This window comes from Aliikangiella litoralis, from assembly GCF_052495765.1.
In genome coordinates this window covers 4,249,442-4,272,667 of sequence record NZ_CP199292.1, presented here as the reverse complement: position 1 = coordinate 4,272,667, position 23,226 = coordinate 4,249,442, and the positions used below count along the sequence as shown (strand labels likewise).

General features: G+C 35.7%; 26 protein-coding genes. 21 read left to right on the top strand and 5 right to left on the bottom strand.

The window, feature by feature from the left end; translation table 11 throughout:
• Window positions 1-59 precede the first annotated feature (59 nt).
• From ACT5E3_RS17755 to ACT5E3_RS17680, 16 genes are all read left to right on the top strand, one after another.
• Window positions 60-770: a flagellar assembly protein FliH gene (locus ACT5E3_RS17755; RefSeq protein WP_444994883.1), complete on the top strand. Its 711-nt coding sequence runs from the start codon at window positions 60-62 to the stop codon at window positions 768-770.
• Window positions 760-2,091, top strand: a complete 1,332-nt coding sequence (gene fliI / locus ACT5E3_RS17750) for a flagellar protein export ATPase FliI (protein ID WP_444994882.1) — start codon at window positions 760-762, stop codon at window positions 2,089-2,091. The genes ACT5E3_RS17755 and fliI overlap by 11 nt, the downstream gene beginning before the upstream one ends.
• Before the next feature lie 97 nt (window positions 2,092-2,188).
• On the top strand, window positions 2,189-2,635 hold the full coding sequence (gene fliJ / locus ACT5E3_RS17745) for a flagellar export protein FliJ (RefSeq protein ID WP_444994881.1): 447 nt from the start codon (window positions 2,189-2,191) through the stop codon (window positions 2,633-2,635).
• Window positions 2,636-2,842: 207 nt separating this feature from the next.
• On the top strand, window positions 2,843-3,121 hold the full coding sequence (locus tag ACT5E3_RS17740) for an STAS domain-containing protein (protein ID WP_444994880.1): 279 nt from the start codon (window positions 2,843-2,845) through the stop codon (window positions 3,119-3,121).
• A gap of 24 nt (window positions 3,122-3,145) precedes the next feature.
• Window positions 3,146-3,508 carry a response regulator gene (locus ACT5E3_RS17735; protein WP_444994879.1) on the top strand — a complete coding sequence of 121 codons (363 nt, stop codon included), beginning with the start codon at window positions 3,146-3,148 and terminating at the stop codon, window positions 3,506-3,508.
• A 50-nt stretch (window positions 3,509-3,558) separates the two neighbouring features.
• Window positions 3,559-5,682, top strand: a complete 2,124-nt coding sequence (locus ACT5E3_RS17730) for a chemotaxis protein CheA (protein WP_444994878.1) — start codon at window positions 3,559-3,561, stop codon at window positions 5,680-5,682.
• A gap of 35 nt (window positions 5,683-5,717) precedes the next feature.
• Complete coding sequence (locus tag ACT5E3_RS17725; RefSeq protein ID WP_444994877.1) at window positions 5,718-6,254, top strand: chemotaxis protein CheW; 537 nt, start codon at window positions 5,718-5,720, stop codon at window positions 6,252-6,254.
• A gap of 4 nt (window positions 6,255-6,258) precedes the next feature.
• Complete coding sequence (locus ACT5E3_RS17720) at window positions 6,259-6,765, top strand: chemotaxis protein CheW (protein ID WP_444994876.1); 507 nt, start codon at window positions 6,259-6,261, stop codon at window positions 6,763-6,765.
• Window positions 6,766-6,827: 62 nt separating this feature from the next.
• Window positions 6,828-10,256: a methyl-accepting chemotaxis protein gene (locus ACT5E3_RS17715; protein WP_444994875.1), complete on the top strand. Its 3,429-nt coding sequence runs from the start codon at window positions 6,828-6,830 to the stop codon at window positions 10,254-10,256.
• Window positions 10,257-10,315: 59 nt separating this feature from the next.
• On the top strand, window positions 10,316-11,143 hold the full coding sequence (locus ACT5E3_RS17710) for a CheR family methyltransferase (protein ID WP_444994874.1): 828 nt from the start codon (window positions 10,316-10,318) through the stop codon (window positions 11,141-11,143).
• Complete coding sequence (gene cheD / locus ACT5E3_RS17705; RefSeq protein ID WP_444994873.1) at window positions 11,143-11,778, top strand: chemoreceptor glutamine deamidase CheD; 636 nt, start codon at window positions 11,143-11,145, stop codon at window positions 11,776-11,778. Before ACT5E3_RS17710 ends, cheD begins: the two co-directional genes overlap by 1 nt.
• Before the next feature lie 43 nt (window positions 11,779-11,821).
• On the top strand, window positions 11,822-12,862 hold the full coding sequence (locus tag ACT5E3_RS17700; protein WP_444994872.1) for a protein-glutamate methylesterase/protein-glutamine glutaminase: 1,041 nt from the start codon (window positions 11,822-11,824) through the stop codon (window positions 12,860-12,862).
• A gap of 136 nt (window positions 12,863-12,998) precedes the next feature.
• On the top strand, window positions 12,999-13,301 hold the full coding sequence (locus ACT5E3_RS17695) for an STAS domain-containing protein (protein WP_444994871.1): 303 nt from the start codon (window positions 12,999-13,001) through the stop codon (window positions 13,299-13,301).
• 5 nt (window positions 13,302-13,306) lie between these two features.
• On the top strand, window positions 13,307-14,998 hold the full coding sequence (locus ACT5E3_RS17690) for an ATP-binding SpoIIE family protein phosphatase (RefSeq protein WP_444994870.1): 1,692 nt from the start codon (window positions 13,307-13,309) through the stop codon (window positions 14,996-14,998).
• A gap of 30 nt (window positions 14,999-15,028) precedes the next feature.
• The gene (locus tag ACT5E3_RS17685; protein WP_444994869.1) at window positions 15,029-15,367 is read left to right on the top strand and encodes an Hpt domain-containing protein; all 339 of its coding nucleotides are present in this window, start codon (window positions 15,029-15,031) and stop codon (window positions 15,365-15,367) included.
• A gap of 217 nt (window positions 15,368-15,584) precedes the next feature.
• The gene (locus ACT5E3_RS17680; protein ID WP_444994868.1) at window positions 15,585-17,210 is read left to right on the top strand and encodes a flagellar hook-length control protein FliK; all 1,626 of its coding nucleotides are present in this window, start codon (window positions 15,585-15,587) and stop codon (window positions 17,208-17,210) included.
• Between the two features lie 60 nt (window positions 17,211-17,270).
• Here the strand turns inward: ACT5E3_RS17680 and ACT5E3_RS17675 are convergent, their stop codons facing one another.
• From ACT5E3_RS17675 to ACT5E3_RS17655, 5 genes are all read right to left on the bottom strand, one after another.
• On the bottom strand, window positions 17,271-17,873 hold the full coding sequence (locus ACT5E3_RS17675; RefSeq protein ID WP_444994867.1) for an imm11 family protein: 603 nt from the start codon (window positions 17,871-17,873) through the stop codon (window positions 17,271-17,273).
• Between the two features lie 3 nt (window positions 17,874-17,876).
• Window positions 17,877-18,458: an AHH domain-containing protein gene (locus tag ACT5E3_RS17670; protein ID WP_444994866.1), complete on the bottom strand. Its 582-nt coding sequence runs from the start codon at window positions 18,456-18,458 to the stop codon at window positions 17,877-17,879.
• A gap of 145 nt (window positions 18,459-18,603) precedes the next feature.
• Window positions 18,604-19,422: a hypothetical protein gene (locus tag ACT5E3_RS17665; RefSeq protein WP_444994865.1), complete on the bottom strand. Its 819-nt coding sequence runs from the start codon at window positions 19,420-19,422 to the stop codon at window positions 18,604-18,606.
• Between the two features lie 284 nt (window positions 19,423-19,706).
• Complete coding sequence (locus tag ACT5E3_RS17660; RefSeq protein WP_444994864.1) at window positions 19,707-20,204, bottom strand: cupin domain-containing protein; 498 nt, start codon at window positions 20,202-20,204, stop codon at window positions 19,707-19,709.
• Window positions 20,205-20,237: 33 nt separating this feature from the next.
• On the bottom strand, window positions 20,238-20,861 hold the full coding sequence (locus ACT5E3_RS17655; protein ID WP_444994863.1) for a helix-turn-helix transcriptional regulator: 624 nt from the start codon (window positions 20,859-20,861) through the stop codon (window positions 20,238-20,240).
• A 134-nt stretch (window positions 20,862-20,995) separates the two neighbouring features.
• Here ACT5E3_RS17655 and ACT5E3_RS17650 point away from each other — a divergent pair, with 134 nt between their 5' ends.
• The 5 genes from ACT5E3_RS17650 (at window position 20,996) to ACT5E3_RS17630 (ending at window position 23,095) form a co-directional block, all read left to right on the top strand.
• On the top strand, window positions 20,996-21,613 hold the full coding sequence (locus tag ACT5E3_RS17650; RefSeq protein WP_444994862.1) for an NADPH-dependent FMN reductase: 618 nt from the start codon (window positions 20,996-20,998) through the stop codon (window positions 21,611-21,613).
• A gap of 29 nt (window positions 21,614-21,642) precedes the next feature.
• Complete coding sequence (locus tag ACT5E3_RS17645) at window positions 21,643-21,822, top strand: hypothetical protein (protein ID WP_444994861.1); 180 nt, start codon at window positions 21,643-21,645, stop codon at window positions 21,820-21,822.
• A 42-nt stretch (window positions 21,823-21,864) separates the two neighbouring features.
• Window positions 21,865-22,284 (top strand): VOC family protein, encoded by a 420-nt coding sequence (locus ACT5E3_RS17640; protein ID WP_444994860.1) that lies wholly within the window; start codon window positions 21,865-21,867, stop codon window positions 22,282-22,284.
• Window positions 22,285-22,323: 39 nt separating this feature from the next.
• Window positions 22,324-22,464 (top strand): hypothetical protein, encoded by a 141-nt coding sequence (locus ACT5E3_RS17635; protein WP_444994859.1) that lies wholly within the window; start codon window positions 22,324-22,326, stop codon window positions 22,462-22,464.
• Window positions 22,465-22,672: 208 nt separating this feature from the next.
• Window positions 22,673-23,095, top strand: a complete 423-nt coding sequence (locus ACT5E3_RS17630; protein WP_444994858.1) for a MarR family winged helix-turn-helix transcriptional regulator — start codon at window positions 22,673-22,675, stop codon at window positions 23,093-23,095.
• Window positions 23,096-23,226 lie beyond the last annotated feature (131 nt).

The following is a 23,226-nucleotide window of genomic DNA, read 5'->3' as shown; positions in this document are numbered from 1 at the left end:
TTCGAACTAAATTGATGGCAGAGTTTTTCAATGTTAACTTTAATTATAGGTAAAGAACAATGGTTTTAAAGGCAAAGTCAGATACGCCTATTAAGCTAATAAAAAATAATGCAAGCTTTTCGACTTGGCAGGTGCCCGAACTCGATTTTGGTAAAGCGCCAGGATTTAGACAACCTGTTGATGAAGTTGAAGAAGAGGAAGTGAGTGAGGAAGAACAAGAAAAAATTACCGCAGAAGAACTACAAGCCATCCGTGATGCTGCCCACCAAGAGGGTTTTCAAGCAGGACAAAAGGAAGGTTTAGCGGCAGCAAAAGATTTAGTTGAAAAGCAATCGGCACTAATGCAGCAAGTTATTTCACAGTTATCTAAACCATTAGAACAATGCGGTAAACAAACCCAGCATGAATTGCTGCAACTAGCTTTTGCTATTGCTAGACAAATTGTAAGAAGAGAGTTACAACAAGATCCTTCCCAGTTGATTGCTATTATTCGTGAAGCATTAAAACTCTTGCCTATTGGTTCGCAGAATATAGAAATATCTCTTCATCCGGAAGATGCAACGATTGTTAAAAATGCGCTTTCTATTGATGGGCAAAGTGAATCGGGTAATACGAACTGGCAACTTAAAAGTGATCCTTCGGTTGAAAAAGGTAGTTGTCAGGTAATCACTGAAAATTCAAAAATAGATGCGTCAATAGATAAACAAATTGCCGTATTATTTAGTCGAATTGCAGGAGGTCAACGGGCAGGAGAATCGGATGTTGAATGATCAGCTTTTTGCTAACTACTTAAGTCAATTAAAACCGGTTGTTGAAGAACATACCAGTATTGTTGTTGAAGGCCGTCTAACTCGTATGGTAGGAATGACATTAGAAGCGGTTGGCTGTAGTGTTAATATTGGAGAGCGCTGTCATATAGAAACGATTCATGGCAAATTGGAAGAGGCAGAAGTTGTTGGCTTTTCTCTCGACAAAATTTATTTAATGCCTATTGGAAGTATGCAAGGGTTAGGTCCTGGTGCTAGGGTTATTCCAACTCATAGGGCAGCAGAAATACCTGTTGGAGAAGCTTTACTGGGTAGAGTGTTAGATGGGCAAGGTAAACCAATAGATGGTAAAGGGGCGATACGATGTGATCAAACTCGTCCATTAGCTTCAGAACCAATCAATCCTTTAAAACGAAAACCTGTTGTTGAACCTTTAGATGTTGGTGTGCGCTCAATCAATTCAGTATTGACTGTTGGGCGTGGACAAAGAATGGGATTACTTGCAGGAAGCGGAGTTGGAAAAAGTGTATTGTTAGGAATGATGACTCGTTTTACCGAAGCTGATGTTATTGTCGTTGGCTTGATTGGAGAAAGAGGTCGAGAAGTTAAAGAGTTCATCGAGCAAATTTTGGGTAGCAAAGGAACACAGCGCTCTGTTGTGGTTGCAGTGCCAGCTGATAATTCGCCATTAATGCGTTTACAAGGAGCAATGTCAGCTACCACAATTGCTGAGTATTTTAGAGATCAAGGTAAGGATGTTTTATTATTAATGGATTCTTTAACACGGTTTTGCCAAGCACAAAGAGAAGTGGCCTTAGCCATCGGAGAACCACCAGCCACTAAAGGTTATCCGCCATCTGTTTTTGCGATGTTGCCACAATTGGTTGAACGAGCTGGTAATGGTACATCAGGTGGAGGTTCAATAACCGCTTTTTACACCGTGCTTGCTGAGGGAGATGATCAACAGGATCCTATTGTGGATGCTGCCAGAGCAATTCTTGATGGTCACTTGGTCCTAACCAGAGAACTTGCCGACTCGGGGCATTATCCTGCTATTGATATCGAAGGTTCTGTCAGCCGAGTCATTAATCAGATTACGTCCGATGAACACCGTGAAGCAATTAGTCATTTGAAATATTTATACTCAACTTATCAACAAAACAAAGATTTAATTACAGTCGGAGCTTATCAAAAAGGAAGCGATCAATTAATTGATGAAGCGGTTGAAATGATGCCAACCATTCGTGCATTTTTATGTCAGAACATCAATGAAGATGTTGATATGGCGGAGAGTGTTAGTCATTTACAGCAGATGATGCAATAACTGTCTATACTTAAGTAGGCGTATTGATTATTGTGAGTAGTTGGCAGTTAAGAGTTTAAATCTTTAATTTAAGGTTTTATAGTTAACTGGAGTTGTTATGGTTAGGTCAAAAAGGTTAAAACCTATTAGTCAAATTGCTCAAAATAATGAGAAGATTGCCGCTAAAGAGTTTGGACAAACACTTGAAGCACAACGGAATGAAGAACAAAAACTAGAAAAGTTAGAATTATATCGAAAAGAATACTTAGCTGATATGGAGACTAAAATCAGGCAAGGGATAAATGGAACTGGCTTGCAGCAATATCATCAATTCTTATCAAAATTGGATTTAGCTATATCACAACAAAAAGATGTACTGGTGCGCTGCGGACAAGAATTAGAAGCTTCGCAAGGCAAGTGGAATCATCAAAGAAATCATGCAAAAACGATTAAACAAGTGATGGGTAAAATCGCCCAAAAAGAACAGCAAGTGATTGATAAAAAAGAAGCTAATCGTGCGGATGAAATGTCGACTCAGGCATTTTTAAGAAACCAAAGCAAGTAACTAACCAGAATACCAAGCAAACTTCATTTTGATGGCTAAATAGCATTTTAGCAGGTAAAGCTTATTCATTTTTATTCCATAACCATATAAGAATAAAAAAAAATTGGCTGAATCAAAGGTAACTTTCCCAAAATCTGCTATACCTATTTAGTAGGACACTCTAAGCGAAGATAACAACTAGACTTTAAAGCTTTTATGGAGAATACCTTGGAGAAAAAAACAACCGTCAGTTTAGGTACTGCGGTCGACATAACACATGCTGCCAATCTCAAAAGTCGTTTGACAACTGCTTTGAATAAAAAGCTACCCGTCGTGCTTATTTCAAATAATGTAGAGCGTGCTGATACTGCTGGGTTACAGTTAATTTATACTTTTATCCAAAAAGCTGAAGCTCAAGGTTCACAAGTAAGTTGGCAAAAACCTTCTGATGCAATTGTACAGGCAAGTGAGATTCTCGGGATGAGTGAACCTCTTAATTTAGGATAAGAACAGAAAACTGGAGAGCATTGAATGACAAAGATACTTGCTGTGGATGACTCTGCGTCTATGCGACAAATGGTGACATTCACTTTAAAAAGTGCGGGGTTTGAAGTAGCTGAAGCTGCCGATGGAGTAGAGGCTCTTAAAGCTGCCCAATCTGAAAGTTTTGATATTGTAATTTCCGACGTCAATATGCCTAATATGGATGGTTTAACTTTGGTTAAAGAGTTACGTGGTCTAGCCAATTATAAATTTACACCAATATTAATGTTAACCACAGAATCATCTGGCGATAAAAAACAAGCTGGACGTGCGGCAGGAGCAACAGGCTGGATTGTTAAACCGTTTAATCCAGATCAATTATTAGCAACGGTCAATAAAGTTATCGGCTAATGTAAAAATTAATAGAATCTTTTTATTTAAGAATGAATCAGGATAAATAAATGGAAATTGATTTAAGCCAGTTTCACCAAGTTTTCTTCGAAGAGAGTATTGAAGGGCTTGATGTTATGGAGCAAAAATTATTAAATCTGGAAGCCGACTCTGACGTAGAAACTATAAACACTATCTTTCGCGCTGCTCATTCAATAAAAGGTGGTAGTGCAACATTTAACTTTAAAGAAGTTGCCGATTTTACGCATGTCATGGAAACGTTGCTAGATGAAATGCGTTCAGAAGAAAGGGATGTTTCTAAACCGATCATTGATTTGCTATTGCGCTCGGTTGATTGCTTACGTGGAATGTTAGTCAGAATTCAAGATGGTGATGATGTTGGAAATTCCCATGTTGATTTGATCGAAAAATTTAATGAATTATTAGATAATGATGATTCTAGTACTACTGTAGTTGTTGAAGAAAGTGTTGAAGCAGATGAAGAGGTTAGTGTCGAGGGTGGGCATTTATGGGAAATTAAATTTAAACCGAAAAGTTATATTCTTGAAACAGGCAATGAACCGCTTAGAATGTTTCGTGAGTTAAAAGCATTTGGACATTTAGATGTTTTTGTCGAATTAAATGCAGTACCTGATTTTGATGAACTAAAGCCTGATTCTTGTTTTCTATCTTGGCGTTTAATACTCGATGCCGAAGTGACTGTTGAAGATATTAAAGAAGTTTTTGAGTGGGTTGAAGACGATTGTGAATTAACAATTACTCCTAGCCAATCTGAAGTAACTCAACATAATGAGGGTGAAATAGACAATGCTTCTGATAATGATAAAAAGGAAAATATCAAAAAGAACAAGAAAGTAGAGGATAAACTGTTCGAAGAGACTAATACAGATGCGAGCAGAAGCAAGCTATCAGAATCTCAAAAAATGGTTCAAATAAAAAATAATGAACCAGAAGAGAAGAAAGTGACTGCTGCAAAATCATCTGCTTCCATTAGAGTTGGTACCGATAAGGTAGATACTTTAATCGACTTAGTGGGTGAGCTAGTAATTACTCAATCAATGCTAAGTGAATTAGGTGAAAATTTTAATATGTCGAAGCTTAATCAGCTGATAGCTGGTTTAGTTGAGTTAGAGCAAAATACGAGAGAACTTCAAGAAAGTGTTATGCGTATAAGGATGTTGCCCATCGGCTTTATTTTTAATCGTTTACCTCGAATGATTCGAGATCTTTCAACCCAACTTGGTAAAAAGGTTGAGCTTAATATTGCGGGAGAATCTACCGAATTAGATAAAACTGTAATGGAGCAAATTGGCGATCCATTAACTCATTTAGTTAGAAATGCCTTAGATCACGGTTTAGAGTCAACTGAAGAACGTTTAGCTATAGGTAAAAGTGAGGCTGGTAACTTATCGATTAATGCTTTTCATCAAGGCGGAAATATTGTAATCGAAGTTAGAGACGATGGTGCTGGCATTAATCCTGAGGTTATTTATCAAAAAGCCGTTGATAAAGGAATTATTAATGATGGGGTTGAATTACCGAATGATCAAATATTATCTTTGATTATGGAACCTGGCTTTTCTACTGCTGAAGTGGTCAGTGATGTTTCTGGTAGAGGTGTTGGGATGGATGTTGTTAAACGGAATATTAACAACTTAGGTGGTAGTGTTGAAATTGAATCTGAATTAGGTCGCGGAACTACCTTTACTATTCGATTACCACTGACTTTAGCTATTTTAGATGGTCAACTGATCAAAGTTGCTAACGAAGTTTATATTTTACCATTAGTTTCAATTATTGAATCGGTTCCTTTAACGATGGCTGAGGTCACTAGAATTGCTGGTGATATGTTGGTTTATAAATTAGATGATCATTACATTCCTGTTATTAATTTAAGAGATGAGTTTGAAATAGAGCATCAGTTAGAACATAGCTCTGATGGATTGCTAGCAATTGTTGAAGGTGAAAACAAAAAAATAGCTTTGTTGATAGATGAGTTACTTGGTCAGCAGCAAGTTGTAATAAAGAGTTTAGAGTCACACTATAAAGCAATACAAGGTGTGTCAGGAGCAACTATTTTAGGTGATGGTAGAGTCTCGCTTATTTTAGACATCGTAGGCATGGCTAAAAGAGCTGCTGATCGTACTAATACACCACAAAAAAGTGTTGCATAGCTAAGGGCGATTTGGGATTAACAACAGAGAATGAAATGTCTGATTTAATGCATGTTATTCAAGAGCAAGAGATTGATATATCAAACACTGATGTTTTGGATCATGAAACAGGTACTCAGTATTTAAGTTTTATTGTTGGTGGTGAAATCTTTGCTGTTGATATATTAAGCGTGCAAGAAATAAGAGCGTGGGAATCGCCAACATTTTTACCTAATTCACCGACTTATGTTAAAGGTGTTTTAAACTTAAGAGGAACCATTGTTCCTGTCATTGATTTACGAAATCGTTTTGATTTTAAGCAAATAGAGTATTCAGAAACAACTGTCATTATTATTTTAAAAAATACTAGCCTTTCAAAAGAAAGGTTAATGGGATGTGTTGTTGATGGTGTTTCAGATGTTTTAAATATTGATGATGAAAGTATTAATGAACTACCTAATAATCACAGCAATATTGATACCCGTTTTACCGAAGGTGTTGCTAATGTTGATGAACATGCCGTGACCTTACTTAATCTTGCAAACTTACTTTCTCTTAAACTTATTCAGCACCCTTTTTCTGGACAAGGTTAATACAATGGAAAATGATGAGCTCATTGAAAACTCAACTGAAAATGCTGAACAACTAAAAAGCGGCAATAATCAATATCTCACTTTTAAAATGGGCAATGATGAATTTGGCGTTGATATTTTGTCAGTACAAGAAATTCATGGTTGGGTTGAACCTAGACCAATGCCAGATACGCCTGATTTTATTAAAGGTGTAATTGATTGGAGGGGGGCAATTGTTCCAATTATTGATTTACGTATCAGGTTTGATTATGAGTCGGTGACTTATGATAAGTCGACAGTCGTGATTATCTTAAAGTCAGAAATTATCGAGTTGAATCAATCTTATATTTTAGGAATTGTTGTCGATGCTGTTTCAGATGTGCATAACATTGATAAAGAGGTGTTAAAAAATGCCCCTGCACTTGGTAGTCGAATTGATACGCAATATATCAAAGGTATTGCCAAAGTTGAAAACGATATGATTATAATTTTAGCTTTAAGCAAGCTATTTAAGTTAGAAGAATTTCAATAAGTGATTGATACTATAATACTGAATAAAACTGCTATTACTTTTGGTATGCAATGGAGAAAAATATGTTAAATAAACTGCTGGGTAACATGAAGTTGTCGTATAAGCTTGGGTTGGCGTTGCTTGCTTTGTTGATACCATTGGTTATTGTTCTTTATCTATTCGTTACGTCGATGTTTTCAAATATGACATTTATAGAAAAAGAAATTCAAGGCGTCAATGTTTTACAGCCAGTGCATAAGTTATTACAGAAAATAACTTTGCACCGAGGAAATAGTGCAGGAGCGCTGAGTGGTAATGATATTATGCGAGGGCGCTTGGGAACGATTCAAAGTGATATTTCTGTCGCTTTTAATCAATTGTACAAAACCTTAGAAGAAAACTCATATATTACAATAAGTAGTGAAGTTAAATTGATAGAGCAGAATTGGAAAAGGCTAGCTTCAGAGAATATGAGTTTAAGTAAATTGGAGTCAGTCGAAAGACATAATAAAATAGTTGATGATCTGATTGTAACCATTAAAAAATTAGCTGACATTTCAAACTTAATTCTTGATTCGGAGTTAGGTACATTTTATATGATGTCAGCCGTCGTTAATGAAACGCCTAAAATGGCAAATAATCTAGGTGTTCTTAGAGCATTGGGTAGTAGTGCTTTAACAAGTCAGAATTTAACTAGTGACGAACGTTTAGAGTTAACTAAAGTAACTGTGAGTATTTTTGGTGCTTATGAGAATTTAAAACTTGGAAAGGAGGCTGCTTTTAAAAATACTCCTGAACTAGCGGGTAGTTTAGCTAGTGCGTACGATACGCTATTTGATGAGGTCGAAAGAGCAAATGCTTTAGTTGAAAAACAGGTGATAAAAGCGGAATCTTTGATTTACTCACCGACGGTTTTTTTTGACGAAATGACAAAAACAATCAGTAAGATTTATAGCTTAAATAATGCGATATTACCACAGTTGAAATCCTCTTTAGTTGAAAGGAAAAACTCAGAAATTAGTTTGCTTATTATTGAGTTGGTTTTTATTTCAATTATCGTCGCTATCGGCTTTATGATTGGCTTCTTTGTGATTAATCAATCGGTTAATTCAATGCATACTGCTATTAGCGTTTTTAAAGAGATTGGCAAAGGGAAGTTAGATAATAAAATTGATTTCAGTTCAAAAGATGAGTTTGGCCAATTGCTGAGTGCGCTTGGGGACATGCAAGGAAACTTAAAAGATAAAAATGAAGAAATAGGACGTTTGGTTTCTGCGACTCAAGGTATGACAACTAACCTAATGATGGCTGGGCCAGATGGTATTATTAATTATATGAACCCATCGATTGTAAAAATGTTAAAAGGAAGAGAAAAAGAAATACAGAAAGCACTACCTAACTTTGCTGTCGATTCAATTGTTGGTTCTAGCTACGATGTGTTTCATAAAAACCCCGCTCATCAAAGAAAAGTATTACAACCCGAAAATTTACCTTACAGAGCAGACATTGAGGTTGGTTCCTTATCATTTGAACTGACTGCTGTAGCATTAAGGGATACAAATGGTGTGCATTTAGGAACTGCTGTTGAGTGGGTTGATACGACCGAAATCAAAGCGAAAAACATTGAGATTGGTCGCCTTGTTTCTGCGATAGAAGGAATGACAACCAACTTGATGATGGCCGGAACAGATGGTGTTATTAATTATATGAATCCTTCGATTGTTAAAATGTTAAAAGGAAGAGAAGAAGAGATACAGAAAGTGTTACCTAACTTTTCTGTTGATTTAATTATAGGTTCTAGCTATGACGTATTTCATAAAAACCCTGCTCATCAAAGAAAAATATTACAACCCGAAAACTTACCTTACAGAGCTGATATTGAGGTTGGTTCCTTATCATTTGAGCTCACTGCCGTAGCACTAAAAGATTCTGAAGGTGTCTATTTAGGAACTGCCGTTGAGTGGGTTGATACTACTGAACTTCGAGCGAAAAATAGAGAGATAGGGCGTCTTGTTTCTGCAACTCATGGAATGACAACGTGTTTGATGATGTCAGATACCAATGGTGTGATTAATTACTTAAATCCTGCGGTTAAGAAAATGTTGAAAAAGCGGGAAGATGAATTAAAAATTACGCTACCCAACTTTGATATCAATACTATTATTGGTTCTAGCTTTGACGTTTTCCATAAAAATCCGGCTCATCAACGAAAAATATTACAGCCTGAAAACTTGCCGTACAATTCAGCTATCAAAGTCGGTCCTTTATCATTCGAGTTAACTGCTGTTGCTTTACGAGATGCTGATGGTGTTTATTTAGGTACGGCTGTTGAATGGGTGGATACAACTGACATTATTAATGCTCAAGAACAAATTGAATCGCTAATCAGTGATGCTGCACGAGGTGATTTAAGTAATCGCTTAAAAGCAGAGTCTTATAGCGGCTTTATGAAAAACTTAGCATTAGGTGTTAATAGTATGTTAGATACGGTTGTTGAACCGATTGAAAGTTGTAAATCGGTTCTTGAAGATTTAGCGGCTGGTGATTTACAAAATAGTATGGATGGTACTTATCACGGACTATTTAGCCAATTACAAAGTTCAATTAATACCAGTATTGATAACCTAAGAAATATGGTGGGTGAAATTATGGAAACATCAAGTCATGTTTCTACATCATCAAAAGAAATTTCACAAGGTAACACCGACTTAAGTCAAAGAACAGAAGAGCAAGCTTCGAGTTTAGAAGAGACTGCATCCAGTATGGAAGAATTAACGGGTACGGTTAAGGAAAATGCAGAAGCTGCGGGTAAAGCCAATAAGCTATCTGTTGATACAATGAAGCTAGCCGAAAGTGGTGGCAATGTTGTTTCCGAAGCAATTGATGCAATGAAGGAAATTAACCGAGCTTCTAAAGAAATTTCTGACATTATCGGTGTCATTGATGAGATTGCTTTCCAAACGAACTTATTAGCATTAAATGCGGCAGTTGAAGCGGCAAGAGCTGGTGATCAGGGAAGAGGTTTTGCAGTAGTGGCTGCTGAGGTAAGAAATTTAGCGCAACGTAGTGCAAGTGCAGCTAAAGATATCAAATCCTTAATCAACAATAGTGTTAGTAAAGTAGAACAAGGTAGTCAGCTAGTTAATGATTCTGGTCAGAAGTTAAATGACATTGTTGATTCTGTTAGAAATGTTACTCAGTTGGTGAAAGAAATATCAAGTGCAAGCGATGAGCAATCATCAGGAATTGAGCAAATTAATCAAGCGGTTGCACAAATGGATAATATGACACAACAAAACTCAGCGCTAGTTGAAGAGGCGGCTGCTTCGGCAGAGTCTTTGAACGAACAAGCAGGAAATTTAATGGAGTTAATGAGCTTTTTTAAAACCGGTGAAGAAAGTGGTAAACGAACAAAAGAAATAGTATCTCCTGTTAAACCTAAAGCAACAGCAAGCAGTCAATCTACAGGCACTAATGATGTACAATCCGACCAAGAGTGGGAAGAGTTCTAGTAATGGTTGGATGCTTACTTTAAAACGTAGTTTGAATGCTACAGGTACAGTAAATATTTATGCAAAGAAAAAATAGAGAGTTTGATTTTTCAACAAATGATTTTAAAAGAGTCGTTGCTTTAATTAACAAAAAGTCAGGTATACATTTGTCTGATCATAAATCTGATATGGTGTATTCTCGGCTTGCTCGCAGAATTCGACAAGTTGGACTCAGAGATTTTGATAGCTATTTAGAGTTGGTCGAAAATGATAATGAGGAAAGTATTAATTTTACCAATGCTTTAACAACAAATCTTACTCATTTTTTTAGAGAAAAACATCACTTTGAATATTTGGCTAATGTTTACTATAAAGAGCTTTTTGCTAAAAAGAAAAAGCGAATTAGAGTTTGGTCGGCTGGGTGTTCAACGGGAGAGGAACCTTATACTTTAGCCATGGTTTGGAATATGTTACCTAATAAACCCGCTGGCGTTGACTTTAAAATATTAGCGACAGACTTAGATACTAAAGTTTTAGATGCTTGTCGGCGTGGTATATATGTTGAAGAGAAGTTAGAGCCCATTGATGAAAAATATAAGAAGTGGTTTAAACAAACTAAAAATTGCAAATCTAGAGAATGGGAAATAAATCCTAAATTAAGAGAGTTAATATTTTTTAAGCATCTTAATTTAATGAATGAGTGGCCTATGAAAGGGCCGTTAGATCTTATTATTTGTAGAAATGTATTAATTTATTTTGATAAAGAAACTCAACAAAACTTAGTAAAACGCTTTTCTAATCTGCTTTCTGATGATGGCTGTCTCATTTTAGGCCACTCAGAAAATCTCAGTGCCAATAAAATAATATTTAATGCCATTGGAAAAACTATTTTTAGGAAAGTTGCCTGATGAGTATTGGTTATGTCAGAGAAAATTTACCTTCTTGCTGGCAGGAATTTAACCATATTAATCGCTATTGGGATAAGAACACGGGCCTATCAACCGCTAAGATTTTACCTGGTGAATATTATGTGACCTCGCACGATGAAGCGATAACGACCGTACTAGGGTCATGCATTTCTGCTTGTGTCCGTGATCCTATTGCAAAAATAGGAGGAATGAATCATTTTATGTTGCCAATTAAGCACAGTTTAAAAACGCATAAAAATGATGATGGTGCTGAGCGTTATGGTAATTTTGCAATGGAAAAAATGATTAATGATATATTACGTAATGGCGGTAACCGAGAGCGATTAGAAGTTAAAGTGTTTGGTGGTGGCAGAGTGATGAGTGGTATGACCGATGTCGGGAAACGTAATATTGAGTTTGTAAAAGAATATATTCAAGTTGAAGGTTTGAAGCTTTTGGCTGAAGATGTTGGTGGTATTTATCCAAGAAAATTAATGTATATGACTAGAACAGGGAAAGTCTTGATGAAGAAATTATATAGCAAACATAATTCAACAATTGAACAACGCGATGAATCTTACTTTACTAGAATTTCTCAACAAGAGATTAAAAGTGATATTGAGCTATTTGATTAATACTCAGTACAAAGTGATTGAATACATTTTATAGGTGTAAATATTGAGCAATCTATTAAACCCAATCAAAGTTCTTATTGTAGATGATTCGGCATTTATTCGAGTGCTGCTATCACAAATTTTAGATCAAGATGAGTCAATTAAAGTTGTTGCTACAGCGGTTGATCCTTTTGATGCTAGAGAAAAGATTAAAAAGTTTAATCCTGATGTTATTACTCTAGATGTTGAAATGCCTAAAATGGATGGGTTAACATTTTTGAAGAACATCATGAGATTAAGGCCTATGCCTGTCATTATGGTTTCTACTTTGACTCAAGCAGGTGCAGATATCACCATTCAGGCACTCGATGCAGGAGCATTTGATTTTGTTAGTAAGCCATCATCAGAAGTAAAAGAAAAAATTATCGCATTATCTGAAGAACTCATTGAAAAAGTAAAAATTGCTGCACAATGTAATACCGCTGCATTAGAGAAAAGTCCTAAATCGAGCTCTGTTTTAACTCGAAGTGAAACAAAATCTGATTTTGAATTAATTGCGATAGGTGCATCAACTGGTGGAACAGAAGCTATTCATTCAATTGTTACACAGTTACCTTGTGATATGCCTCCTATTGTACTGGTTCAGCATATACCCGATGTGTTTTCTACATCATATGCAAAAAGGTTGAATGAAGAATCAATAATGTCGGTTATGGAAGTTAGAAGACCCGTCAAGTTAAGTTCTGGTCATGCTTATTTAGCACCTGGGCATATGCATATGGAAGTTAAGCGTAAAGGGAAGGAACTGTGGGCTGTTTTAGGAGAGGGGCCACCTGTTAATCGGCACAAACCAGCGGTCGATGTATTATTTCATTCAATTGTTAAGGCGGTAGGGGCCCGTTGTATTGCGGCTTTGTTGACTGGAATGGGACAAGATGGAGCAAATGGGTTGTTAGAAATTCGTAATTCAGGAGCTTTAACTATTGCTCAAGATGAACAATCCAGTGTTGTATGGGGAATGCCGGGAGCGGCGGTAAAATTAGATGCAGCGCAAAAGGTTTTAGCGCTCAACCGGATCCCTAAGTTCCTGGTGTCACAAGTTTGATAATAAAGCCATTAAAAATGCAAAAAATATTAGTCAAAGTTATAAGATTGCACTATGCTTAAAAGCAAGGAAGTATTTGAAATAAAGCCTTCAAGAACAAGGATTTATTAAATTTTGGGTAAAAAAGGGGGATAGCATGTCCGTAGGTTCTAGCCTTTCATCTGATGGAAAAGTACTTACAATATCAATTAATGGCCGTTTTGATTTCAGTGCTCACCAGTCTTTCAGAGATTCTTATGAAAAACTCACTCCGACGCCATCGGAAATCGTGATTGATATGGTAGAAACGACTTATCTTGATAGTTCTGCGTTAGGTATGTTGTTGCTTTTAAGGGATCATGCTGGTGGTGATTCTTCGAGAATAACGCTTAAAAATTGTAATGAAGATATTCGAAAAATTTTAACTATTTCTAATTTTGAACAGTTATTTAAAATTTAAATCCATTGAAAATATTAATAGCAGATGACAATCGGGTCGAGCGCCTGATTCTATCTCGGGTGCTTGAGCAGGAAGGTCATGAGGTAATCCAAGCTGAAACTGGCAATCAGGCTGTTGAATACTACTGTAAACATTCTCCCTCTCTTGTATTTCTTGATGTTTTAATGCCAGATCTTGACGGTTATGAGGTTGCGTCGAGTATTAAAAGCAATCAAGGAAGCCGCTGGGTTCCTATTATCTTCCTTACCTCTTTAACCGATGCTTATGATTTAGCTAAATGTATTGATTGTGGTGGTGATGATTTTGTATCAAAACCAGTCAATCGAATTATTATTAAAGCTAAAGTGAATGCTTTTGCTAGAATCTCAAATTTATATGAAACGATAGAAAATCAAAAAGCTGAAATTCAGTACCATAATGACCATCTCATTCAAGAACAGGAAGCGGCTAAGAAGATATTTAATAACATCGCTCATAGAGGTTGCCTAGCCTCTGACAATATTAATTATCATTTATCGCCGATGTCTATTTTTAACGGTGATTTGTTGTTGGCGGCAGAGACTCCTATGGGAGGTATGCGTCTAATGCTCGCTGATTTTACTGGTCATGGTTTACCTGCTGCTATTGGGGCTATGCCAACATCAGAAATATTTTATGGTATGACTAAGAAAGGTTTTGCAATTCCTGATGTAATGACTGAAATGAATGCCAGATTATTTTCTGTATTACCGAGAGGGATATTTTGTTGCGTTATTATCGCTGATATTGATGCAATCGATGAGCGTATTACCATTTGGAACGCTGGTGCACCACAAGCTTATATACTTGATCAAGAAAATCGAGAAGTTTGCTTAGTACAATCAAAGCACTTACCAATAGGGGTTCAAACACCGCAAAGGTTTAAAGTAGAGCCGGATGTTTATCCTTTTTCTAAACAACATAAGTTATTAGCTATAACTGATGGCCTGATTGAGTCTGTTAACAAGGATTCTGAAATGTATGGCGATAGCAGAATGCTTGAATATATTCAAAGCAACATTCTTGAAGATAATTTATGTGATGCACTAGTTAACCAAATTGTGGAGTTTACAGGATATGCGGAGCAGGGTGATGACCTAAGTTTGATAGAAGTTGCTTATCCACTTCATCATCTTGAGCAGGTTGTTGCTCTTGATAATCAAATGAAAGCTCAGACTGGTACTTTAGACTCTAACATTAGTTTGTGTTTAAGAGGTAAATCTCTTGGCAAATTTGATCCAATCCCACTACTTTTGCAAACTTTGTTAGAGTGCAGAGAGTTAACTCCCCATCGCTCACGTATTTTTACCATTTTATCAGAATTATTTAACAATGCCGTTGAGCATGGCGTATTAGGTTTAGATTCTAATATTAAAAGCGGTAGTGAAGGTTTTGCTAATTATTATCGGTTGAGAACAGAAGGCCTACATAATTTAGTTGAAGGTTTTGTTAAGGTTGAGATTGATCACTCTCCATTGAATGATGGGGGGCGTATTATTTTTGATTTTAAAGATAGTGGAAAAGGATTTGATTGTGACAAAGTGATTGCTATTGGTTCTAAACATTATAGTGGTAGAGGAATACCCTTGTTAATGAATTTGTGTGAGTCTTTAGAGTATTTTGATCAAGGACGTCATGTACGCGCAATATATCGTTGGTTTGCTGATGAAGAAGAGTGAGATTAATGGCTTTAATGGTGGAGTAAAAACGTGTCTTGTGAACTAGAGCCTGCGATTATCAATGAATTAAAAGAAATCATGGGGGAAGATCTAAATTTTTTACTCGAAGCTTATCTAACTGATAGCCAAGAAAATATTAGCCAGCTTCATGAAGCGGTTGATGACGCCTGTTGTGAAGATGTCAGACAATATGCGCACAGCTTGAAAGGTAGTAGCCGCAATGTTGGAGCAACTGAGGTTGCTAATTATTGTGAGCAGCTTGAGGGTTCTGCTAAACAAGGCGACTTAAGTCAAGGTAAAGCACTGTTGAATAATATTTCGATTGCTTTTAACGAAACCAAACAAATAATAGAAACCAATTATTTTTAATCAAAATCTATGCATAATATTGATTGAATCCCATAAAATTAATGTTTGAGTTAGTCTTGCTTCAATCTATTTGATTACTTTTCATTTATAGTAGCTGTTATTTTTTCATCGTTTTATTGACCAAATATGATAGCGCTATAAAACTCACCGAAAGCTGGCACTCTTTTTGCGATATGTAAGGCAATCAAGGTTGTTTATGTTGCATAGGAAAATCAAGATGCTAAACTCGGGTAACAGCAGTTTACTACAAATTCTGGGAATTAATCATACATCAGACATGAGTAAAGTGCCTATAAAACAAGGCGTCGAAACACAAAACAATACACAGCAAGTGGCAAGTACTAATGCTGATTTATCTGATTTTAGCCTCATTTTTCAGCAAGCAACAATACCTATAAAACCTTCTTCAGAGGCAATGCCTGAGAACATGATTGCCGCTTTAACTGGCAAAAATTCTCCGTTTCAAGCAACAACAGGGGAGTTTTTTGAAGGGAAGGGAGTTGAGCATGTTGGTATCGAGCAGATTATATTCGAAGAAAAGTTCGACAATAATGATGAAAGGCTCAATAGTTATTTATCTCATCATCAAACAGAAGATATTAACGATAGTATGCATACCTATTTATTGAATTCAGATGATGAATTTGATTTGCCAATATTTAGCCAACTAAAAGGTATTTCTGACTTTAAATTTAAAGGACCTTTTATTGAAGTAAGCAATGTCGCATTACAAGTTGATAGTTCTGGAGATAGTTCTGGACAGTCACTTGAAGCCAGTTTATTGAAACCATCAACGCTAAAAAGCGCTGATGCTCAGTTGAGTGTTGAAGAAAATTTGTTATTTCAACTGAATTCAAAAAACAAAGACAGCGCTATACATAATGAACAGTCGAAAACTGTTCGAGAAGCAGCAAAAGCTGAAGTAGCCACTGAAGACTTGGAGCTGGTTGAGCAGGTTAAAATATCACACACAGAACAAAACAAAGCTTTCAGTTCAGATAAGGTTGAGTCGTCTTTTTTTAAAAAAGAAATAGTTGGTGAAGGAAAAATTTCATTGAGGGAATTAATGGTTAGAGATAAAAAATTAGAGTTGGTTAATGAAGAAAATGCAGTAGACAAAATAAAAGATAAAAAAGTATCACCAGACGATTTGGAAAGTGTGGTTGCTCGGATCAATAATAAAGTATCAGCCTCAGGAAAAGGAAATATTTCAAACGAAGAAGAGTTTCAATTACTTAAAGCTAAACAAATAATATCTTCCAAAATCTCACTGATAGGAGAAGGGAGTCGTATTAATAGTGTTGAAAGTAGCAGTACTCAAAATAGTCAACAATCTACTTCAATGATTACGCCCATAGCTAATGAACTTCATTTAACCAGTGAGTTGAATGCCCCACAAAAGCTGACTCCGACTTCTGAGTTTGTTAGCCCTTTAAGTGTTAAACAAAGTTTTACTCCCAACTTAGCAATGAGAGTTCAATGGATGTTTAATCAGGCATTAGCTGGTGCTGAAATATTAATGGATCCACCAGAGATGGGGCCACTTAGCGTCAAAGTTCAGCAAACTAATGGTGAAACCAATATCTTATTTCAAGTGAGTAATACTGCAACTAAAGACTTGCTCGATGAAAATTTATCTAAGTTAAAAGAAATGCTGGCAGAAAGTGGAGTGAACATTGGTGAAGCAACTGTTGAACAACATGAACGGCAAGCGCAATCTCAGTCGGAAAGCTCTAATGTTAATCAAAATTCTGCTGATACAAAAGGTGACGGAAGTAACGAGGATGAAGAAGGGACTATTGTTTCTGCCACTACAGATAGGTTGGTTGATTTGTATAGTTGAAGTGAAGTAATTCAAGCTTGAGCTAATATTTTTCACCCACCAGTACTAATAAACCTGATGTTAATTAGGTTTTGACACGGAGCTTTGTTCTTCGGGGAAAATATTCGCTAAGTCTGTAGTAATATAAAGGCCAGTGAGCCCGGCTTGCTCTATCGCTTCTTTCACATTTTCTTGACAATATACGCCTTTATAACCATCGTGCCTCATTCTAAAGATTGACCAGTCTTTCACTTTATCTTCATCAAACACTAAATGGTTAAAGTAATTCCACTCATTTTCTACGGATAACGTTTTATTAATCGCTTCAACATCCTCCGCTACTCGAAACGGAATATAAAAATAGGCTTCTCCATTTTCATAAGTAGCAGGCAAAAACTCGCCATCATCTTTCAGTAAAGGGTTAAGTACATTATAAGCTTTTATGTTTAAAAATAGTCGCCCCTCATGTAAATTTAAATCTGGTATATCTCTTTCTTTATCTGTTTTTGGAAATGTAAAAGATAAAGGCTCGCGGATAATGCCTTTGTAACTTCTAGGTGAACCATTAAAATGAATTTGACTGTCGATATCATCTTCAAAATCCTTGAGTAAGCGCTCAATCTGTTCTAAATCAAAACATAAGGTAAAATAACAATTAAAATCATTAATTAATGTATATAACATGATTTATAGTCCTGTTTTAGGCATAACACTAGGCGGCACTGAGCCACTTTGTAAGGCTGCTCTAGCCATTCGCAATGAATGAATAAGTTGCTTCGGTGTTTGCGTCAAAGTTTGATTAATAAAACGGCCTAACCATTGATAGTATTCTCTATGGTGAATACGACAATGTGGAACCGCTTTACGTAAATAATTAGGCATATAGTTTCGGTGCTCCCAATCTCTAGGCAACCAGCAGCCATTATGCGGGTCATCAATTCTGACTTTCAACCATGCTAAAATCAAACGCATACTCATTGCTTCCTCTCTTGAACCTGAAATAATTGCATGACAATCACAATACTTTGAAGGGCGGGAGTCACCAGCTCTCATCATATGTCTGGCAAGGCGAGATGAATTGTGCTTTTCATTTATCAGTTCTTTTCTTGTCATTTTGGCTGCTTTAAGTCGGTATTTATCCAGATTATCACATATTAACCCTCGGGTTGTGAATGCCGCAAAATCGGCTGCGGTCGGCTTTTCTATGTTAGAAAACTCAACGAGTAGTTTTTCTATATGGGTGTGTTCCGGCTTAATATGAGGGTACACTTCCGAATATCCCTAAGTGTGAATGAGGTACATTATTTTACAGTTTTCAGACTGCTACAATGTGAATAATTTCTCATTCTTAATCGCATTAATTTTTTATCGGCGTGGAGTCAAAATAGTTTTCATTGAAAACTCTTAGGTTCGATCATTTTATAGAATGTTTTTTATTCTCCCTATTTCTTTTTTTTGCTTCATTGATAAGCGACATGACTTGAGCTTTTAAAGGAACGTCAGGCTTAATTTCTCTTCTTTCTATCGCTAATAATTTGTTGAATTTTGCTTTCTTTGACGCTACAATTTCATGCCAATTAACTATGTCATTTCCTCGTCGAGGGATATTGGTTTTTGGTGTTGTAAAGTCAATAACATTAACCCATAGTTCCGAAGAAGAATTAATGCCTGAAGCGTAAAAACGAGTTGTATCATGATAAACTAAGAGGCTAAATTCATCTTCTCCTATTTGAATTTGGTGCTCTCTGAAATCATTATTTTGAAAAGAAATAGTATATTTGTAAACAGGATTTTGCGTACCAAACCCTGTTACCTGATCATGTGATATTGATGTGATTCGATTATCTTTTGATAGCAGAACGCCTTGCTTGAAATTGATATCTATGCCTAACTTTACTTTTTCTAAATACAAAAAGTTTGTATATCGAGATTTTCTGTGTCCCCAAATTATCCGTTCAGAATTATTTTTAAAAAGTTTTTCAACGACCTCGATAAGTTTTGCTTTAGCATTTAAGTTGAGCTTTGCCAAGTATCTATGATCGCCTTCGTAAAACGGTTTTTTGGAGGGTTCATTTTCGCCAAAAGAAGGTTCAAATAGCTGAACATCATTTACTTCATTAGTTTGTACAAGCCAGTTTGTTCTCTCGTTCGCATGGAGGTTTAAAGGCATCATAAATAAAAGTGCTATTAAATATACTTTTATTAGTAACTGAATAGTTATTATTTTAAGCATTAGTATACTCGCATATCTCAATTTAAATAATTAGTTATTTTAAGTTAATTTATCGATACCAAAAAAATTCTAGCTCGCTTAAATAATAGTGCTCTGTATCAGTGTATCGCAATTTTTTCTCCGGTCAATTGTATTATAAATAATTTGTAGAAATTTATAGTCATCAAAACAACGGCATTTGCGAAAATAACAAAGTCAGTGATTATGAACTACAACTAATGCAACTAATGTAAATTAAGATTCGTTAGTCTTAAACTGTAATGTAATATCTTCCAACATGAGTATTACTCCTCCTCACCCTCAAAATACTCTGCAGCATTAGACTCATGAGCAATAAATGTTTTTACTGGAGAATCAGAGTTAAAAACATAAGAGCCGTATTTTCCTGAGTCTGGGTAATAGCAAACTTCGGGACTTTTCATGGTACTTAATGCAAGGTATTGCAAGTCACTTTTTGAGGTATTAATAATCTGATGAGCTGTGCCTTCTCCCGGAGGGGTAAAAATAACATCGCCGGATTTAATGGGGTGCATTTCATCATCATAGCGAATACTACCTTCTCCCTGTAAAATAATAAATAATTCTTCCAAACCATAGTGCAGATGATAAGGCCATGCTTTATTACCGGGTTTTAATTCAACCACGCTACAGCTCATATCTTTCATATTAAATAATTGACCAAATCGACCTACATTCGCAGAAAAATTTTTATGGTTCCCAACTGGATTTTTTTCGATCGTATTTATATTTTCAATACGTAACTTTGATTTGTTTTTGTTCAATTTTAGACTCCACCATGATTTTTTATCAACGCATTACCGTTTGTTTGGAATAACCTTATAAGCACATCGCCTCGCTCCTTTGATGATATGTTCTTCACGACTAACTTGTGCGTGTTGTTTTAACAAGAGTTGAAACTGATTTAATTCGGAGCGACAAAAATTTAAACAGTGAGAGGCTGCTGCACAAATAGGGCAGTGATCTTCTATGAGCCAATAAATATTATTTTCTTGAGTAACTGTCGCCATATAACCTTCTTCACTGCGTATTTCTGCTAAAGCTTTTAGTTTACTGAACAAGTCGCTTTTTTTATCGAGTACTTGGCGGTATTGTTTTAAAGAAGCTTGTTCTCGATGCTCAATGAGTTTTTCTAACCCATTATCACCAAAAATGGTTTTTACTGATTCAATAAGCTGGACTGTAAGTTCTTCATGTCCATCTGCGAAGTAACTGTTGGTTTGTGGTGTTAAAGACCAAAATCGGGTGGGTCTGCCTCTAGCGGCTTTTTTATCTTTATACACGACATCACCGGCATTTTCCAAAGCTTGCATATGTTGCCGTACACCCATTGTGGTTAAGCCAAGTTCGCTAGCAAGAGTTTTTGCTGTTAGTTCGCCTTGCTTTTTAAGCATATCAATAATTTTTTCAGTCGTTTTCATTACCTGCCTCCACTTTCACCACTATTATTGCTTATTTCTATATTAAGTAAAGAGTTTTATTTATTTAAAGCTTTACTTTAATAAGTAAATTATTTACTTTACTTATAATTAGTAAATTAAAAGGTTTATATAATATGCGATTATTAATTGTAAGTGGTAGCCATCGAAAGCTATCACAAAGTGCTAAAGTTGGCCGTTATCTGGCAGAAATAGCGGTTAATTTTCAACAGGTGAATCATATTGAACTATGCCAATATGATCTCCCTTTTTGGGATGGTGAAGAAGATAGTAAGTCAATTAGTAATAATTCTTGGAATAAGGTTAATCCTCTCATTAGTCAGGCTGACGCTTTAATCGTAATTACCCCTGAGTGGAACGGTATGGCGACGCCATTGATAAAAAACTTTTTGCTGATGTGTAATAGGCAAGATACAGCTCATAAACCAGTACTGCTTGTCTCTGTTGTGAGTGGTATTAGTGGTGCTTATCCAATTGCTGAGTTACGTATGAATGCAATGAAAAATAACAAGCTGGTTACCGTGCCTGACCACTTGATTATTCGGCACGTTGAGCAAATGCTTAATGTTACTTGTGAAAATGAAAAATTGCCGGAGCGAGATTATCGCTTGAGAGAGAGGATAAATTATACCTTGCATATGTTGTTTCAATACAGCGGTGCACTTAAGCAAATTCGTTTAGCGCATAAAGCTAAACCTTATCCAAAACAACAAGAATACCATTACGGTATGTAAAATTATAAAGCAACTTAGAGGAGTTACTAATGAACCTACATCAAGTTAATTTTTTTGTTAATAATATGTCTGCAGCAACTCGTTATTACCAAGAAATGGGATTTATAGCAATTAGCCAATCACCTCAACTTTCATGTTTTGAACTGCCGGAAGGGAGTAATTATTTTTGTCTATTATTAAAAAATAAAGTAGAAGCTGAACAAAGGTAATTTTAAAACTAGAGTAAAAATTGAACTTAAGAGGAAAACAATATGTTGCATTTAGAACACATTAATTTAGTTGTTAAAGATATACCCAAAGCTCTAAAATTTTATCAGGCCGCTTTTCCACATTGGAAAGTTCGTGGTGGTGGAAAAGCTGAATGGTATGGAAAGCCGCGTAACTGGGTACATTTTGGTGATGATTATCAATACATTTCTTTTAATGATGATGGCGTTGGTGAAAATAGAGATCTTAAAGGACATCAAGTTGGTTTAGCTCATTTTGCTTTTGTGACTAATAATATTAGTGACGTTATACAACGATTAAGCCAAGCAGGATTTGAGGTTGATAAAGATGGTGCCGAAGATCCTTATCGCAAGAATGTGTACTATTTAGATTTAGATGGTTATGAGGTAGAGTTTGTTGAATATTTGAGTGATATACCTGAGAATAGAAACCGATATGAATGAGCAATGTTGTTAGTCGTTTTTAACGGGTAGATTTAGGTAATGATCCCAAACTTAAGAGATGTTGGAGAAACAATCAATATTCTTTATGGCAAAGAGATTATGTATGAAAAAGTACTATACAGAGGTGGAACTGTTAATGAACTTTTTGATTCTACCGAGCTACCTAATATTATTTATTAAGTGATGGTATTGATGAGCCAGCTCAAATCGAGTTAGCACTAGATGGTTTTGGTTGTGTTGAGCAGTATTTATATAATCGCTCTATTATAGATGAGTTAAAGTCTGTGCTAATTAAAAAGCCAATATTAATTGATTAATATCTATATTCTTGCTTTTTTATTTTTGTTGATATATATTTGACTACTCAAATATATATCAAGGGGTTGTTGTGTCGGAAATATCATCGAGTGCAAGATTTATCATGCAGAATGCATTGTTAGCATCTAAGTTTACTAAACGTATGGATAATTATTTAAGTATTCATGGTATTAGTTTCACAGAATATTTGATTATGTATTATTTGAATACTTCACCGTTAAAAACAATGCGGCGTGTTGAGTTAGCTGAGCAAGTGGGAATTAGCCCTTCTGGTGTTACTCGGCTTATTGCGCCAATGGAAAAAATTAAATTGGTAGAAAAAGAAGCTAATCCTAGAGATGCACGTCAGAGTTTGGTGAAACTATCAAAGGTTGGTCAACAATTATTCAAAGAGTCTAGTGTTAGTTTTGAAGATTGTGCTGCGGAGTTGTCAGAAAAATTAACTGAAGCTCAGTTAGATAAAATCGTCGAGCTGTATCGCAAATTTTTATAGATATTGTTTTGAGAAATATTATTTTGAGAGATTATCAAGTTATTGTCATTAGTGTTTAAACAACTTTTTATAGAAACAGAATATATCTCTTAAAGAAATTTTTATTATCATTATATAGGTTTAACTCTAAT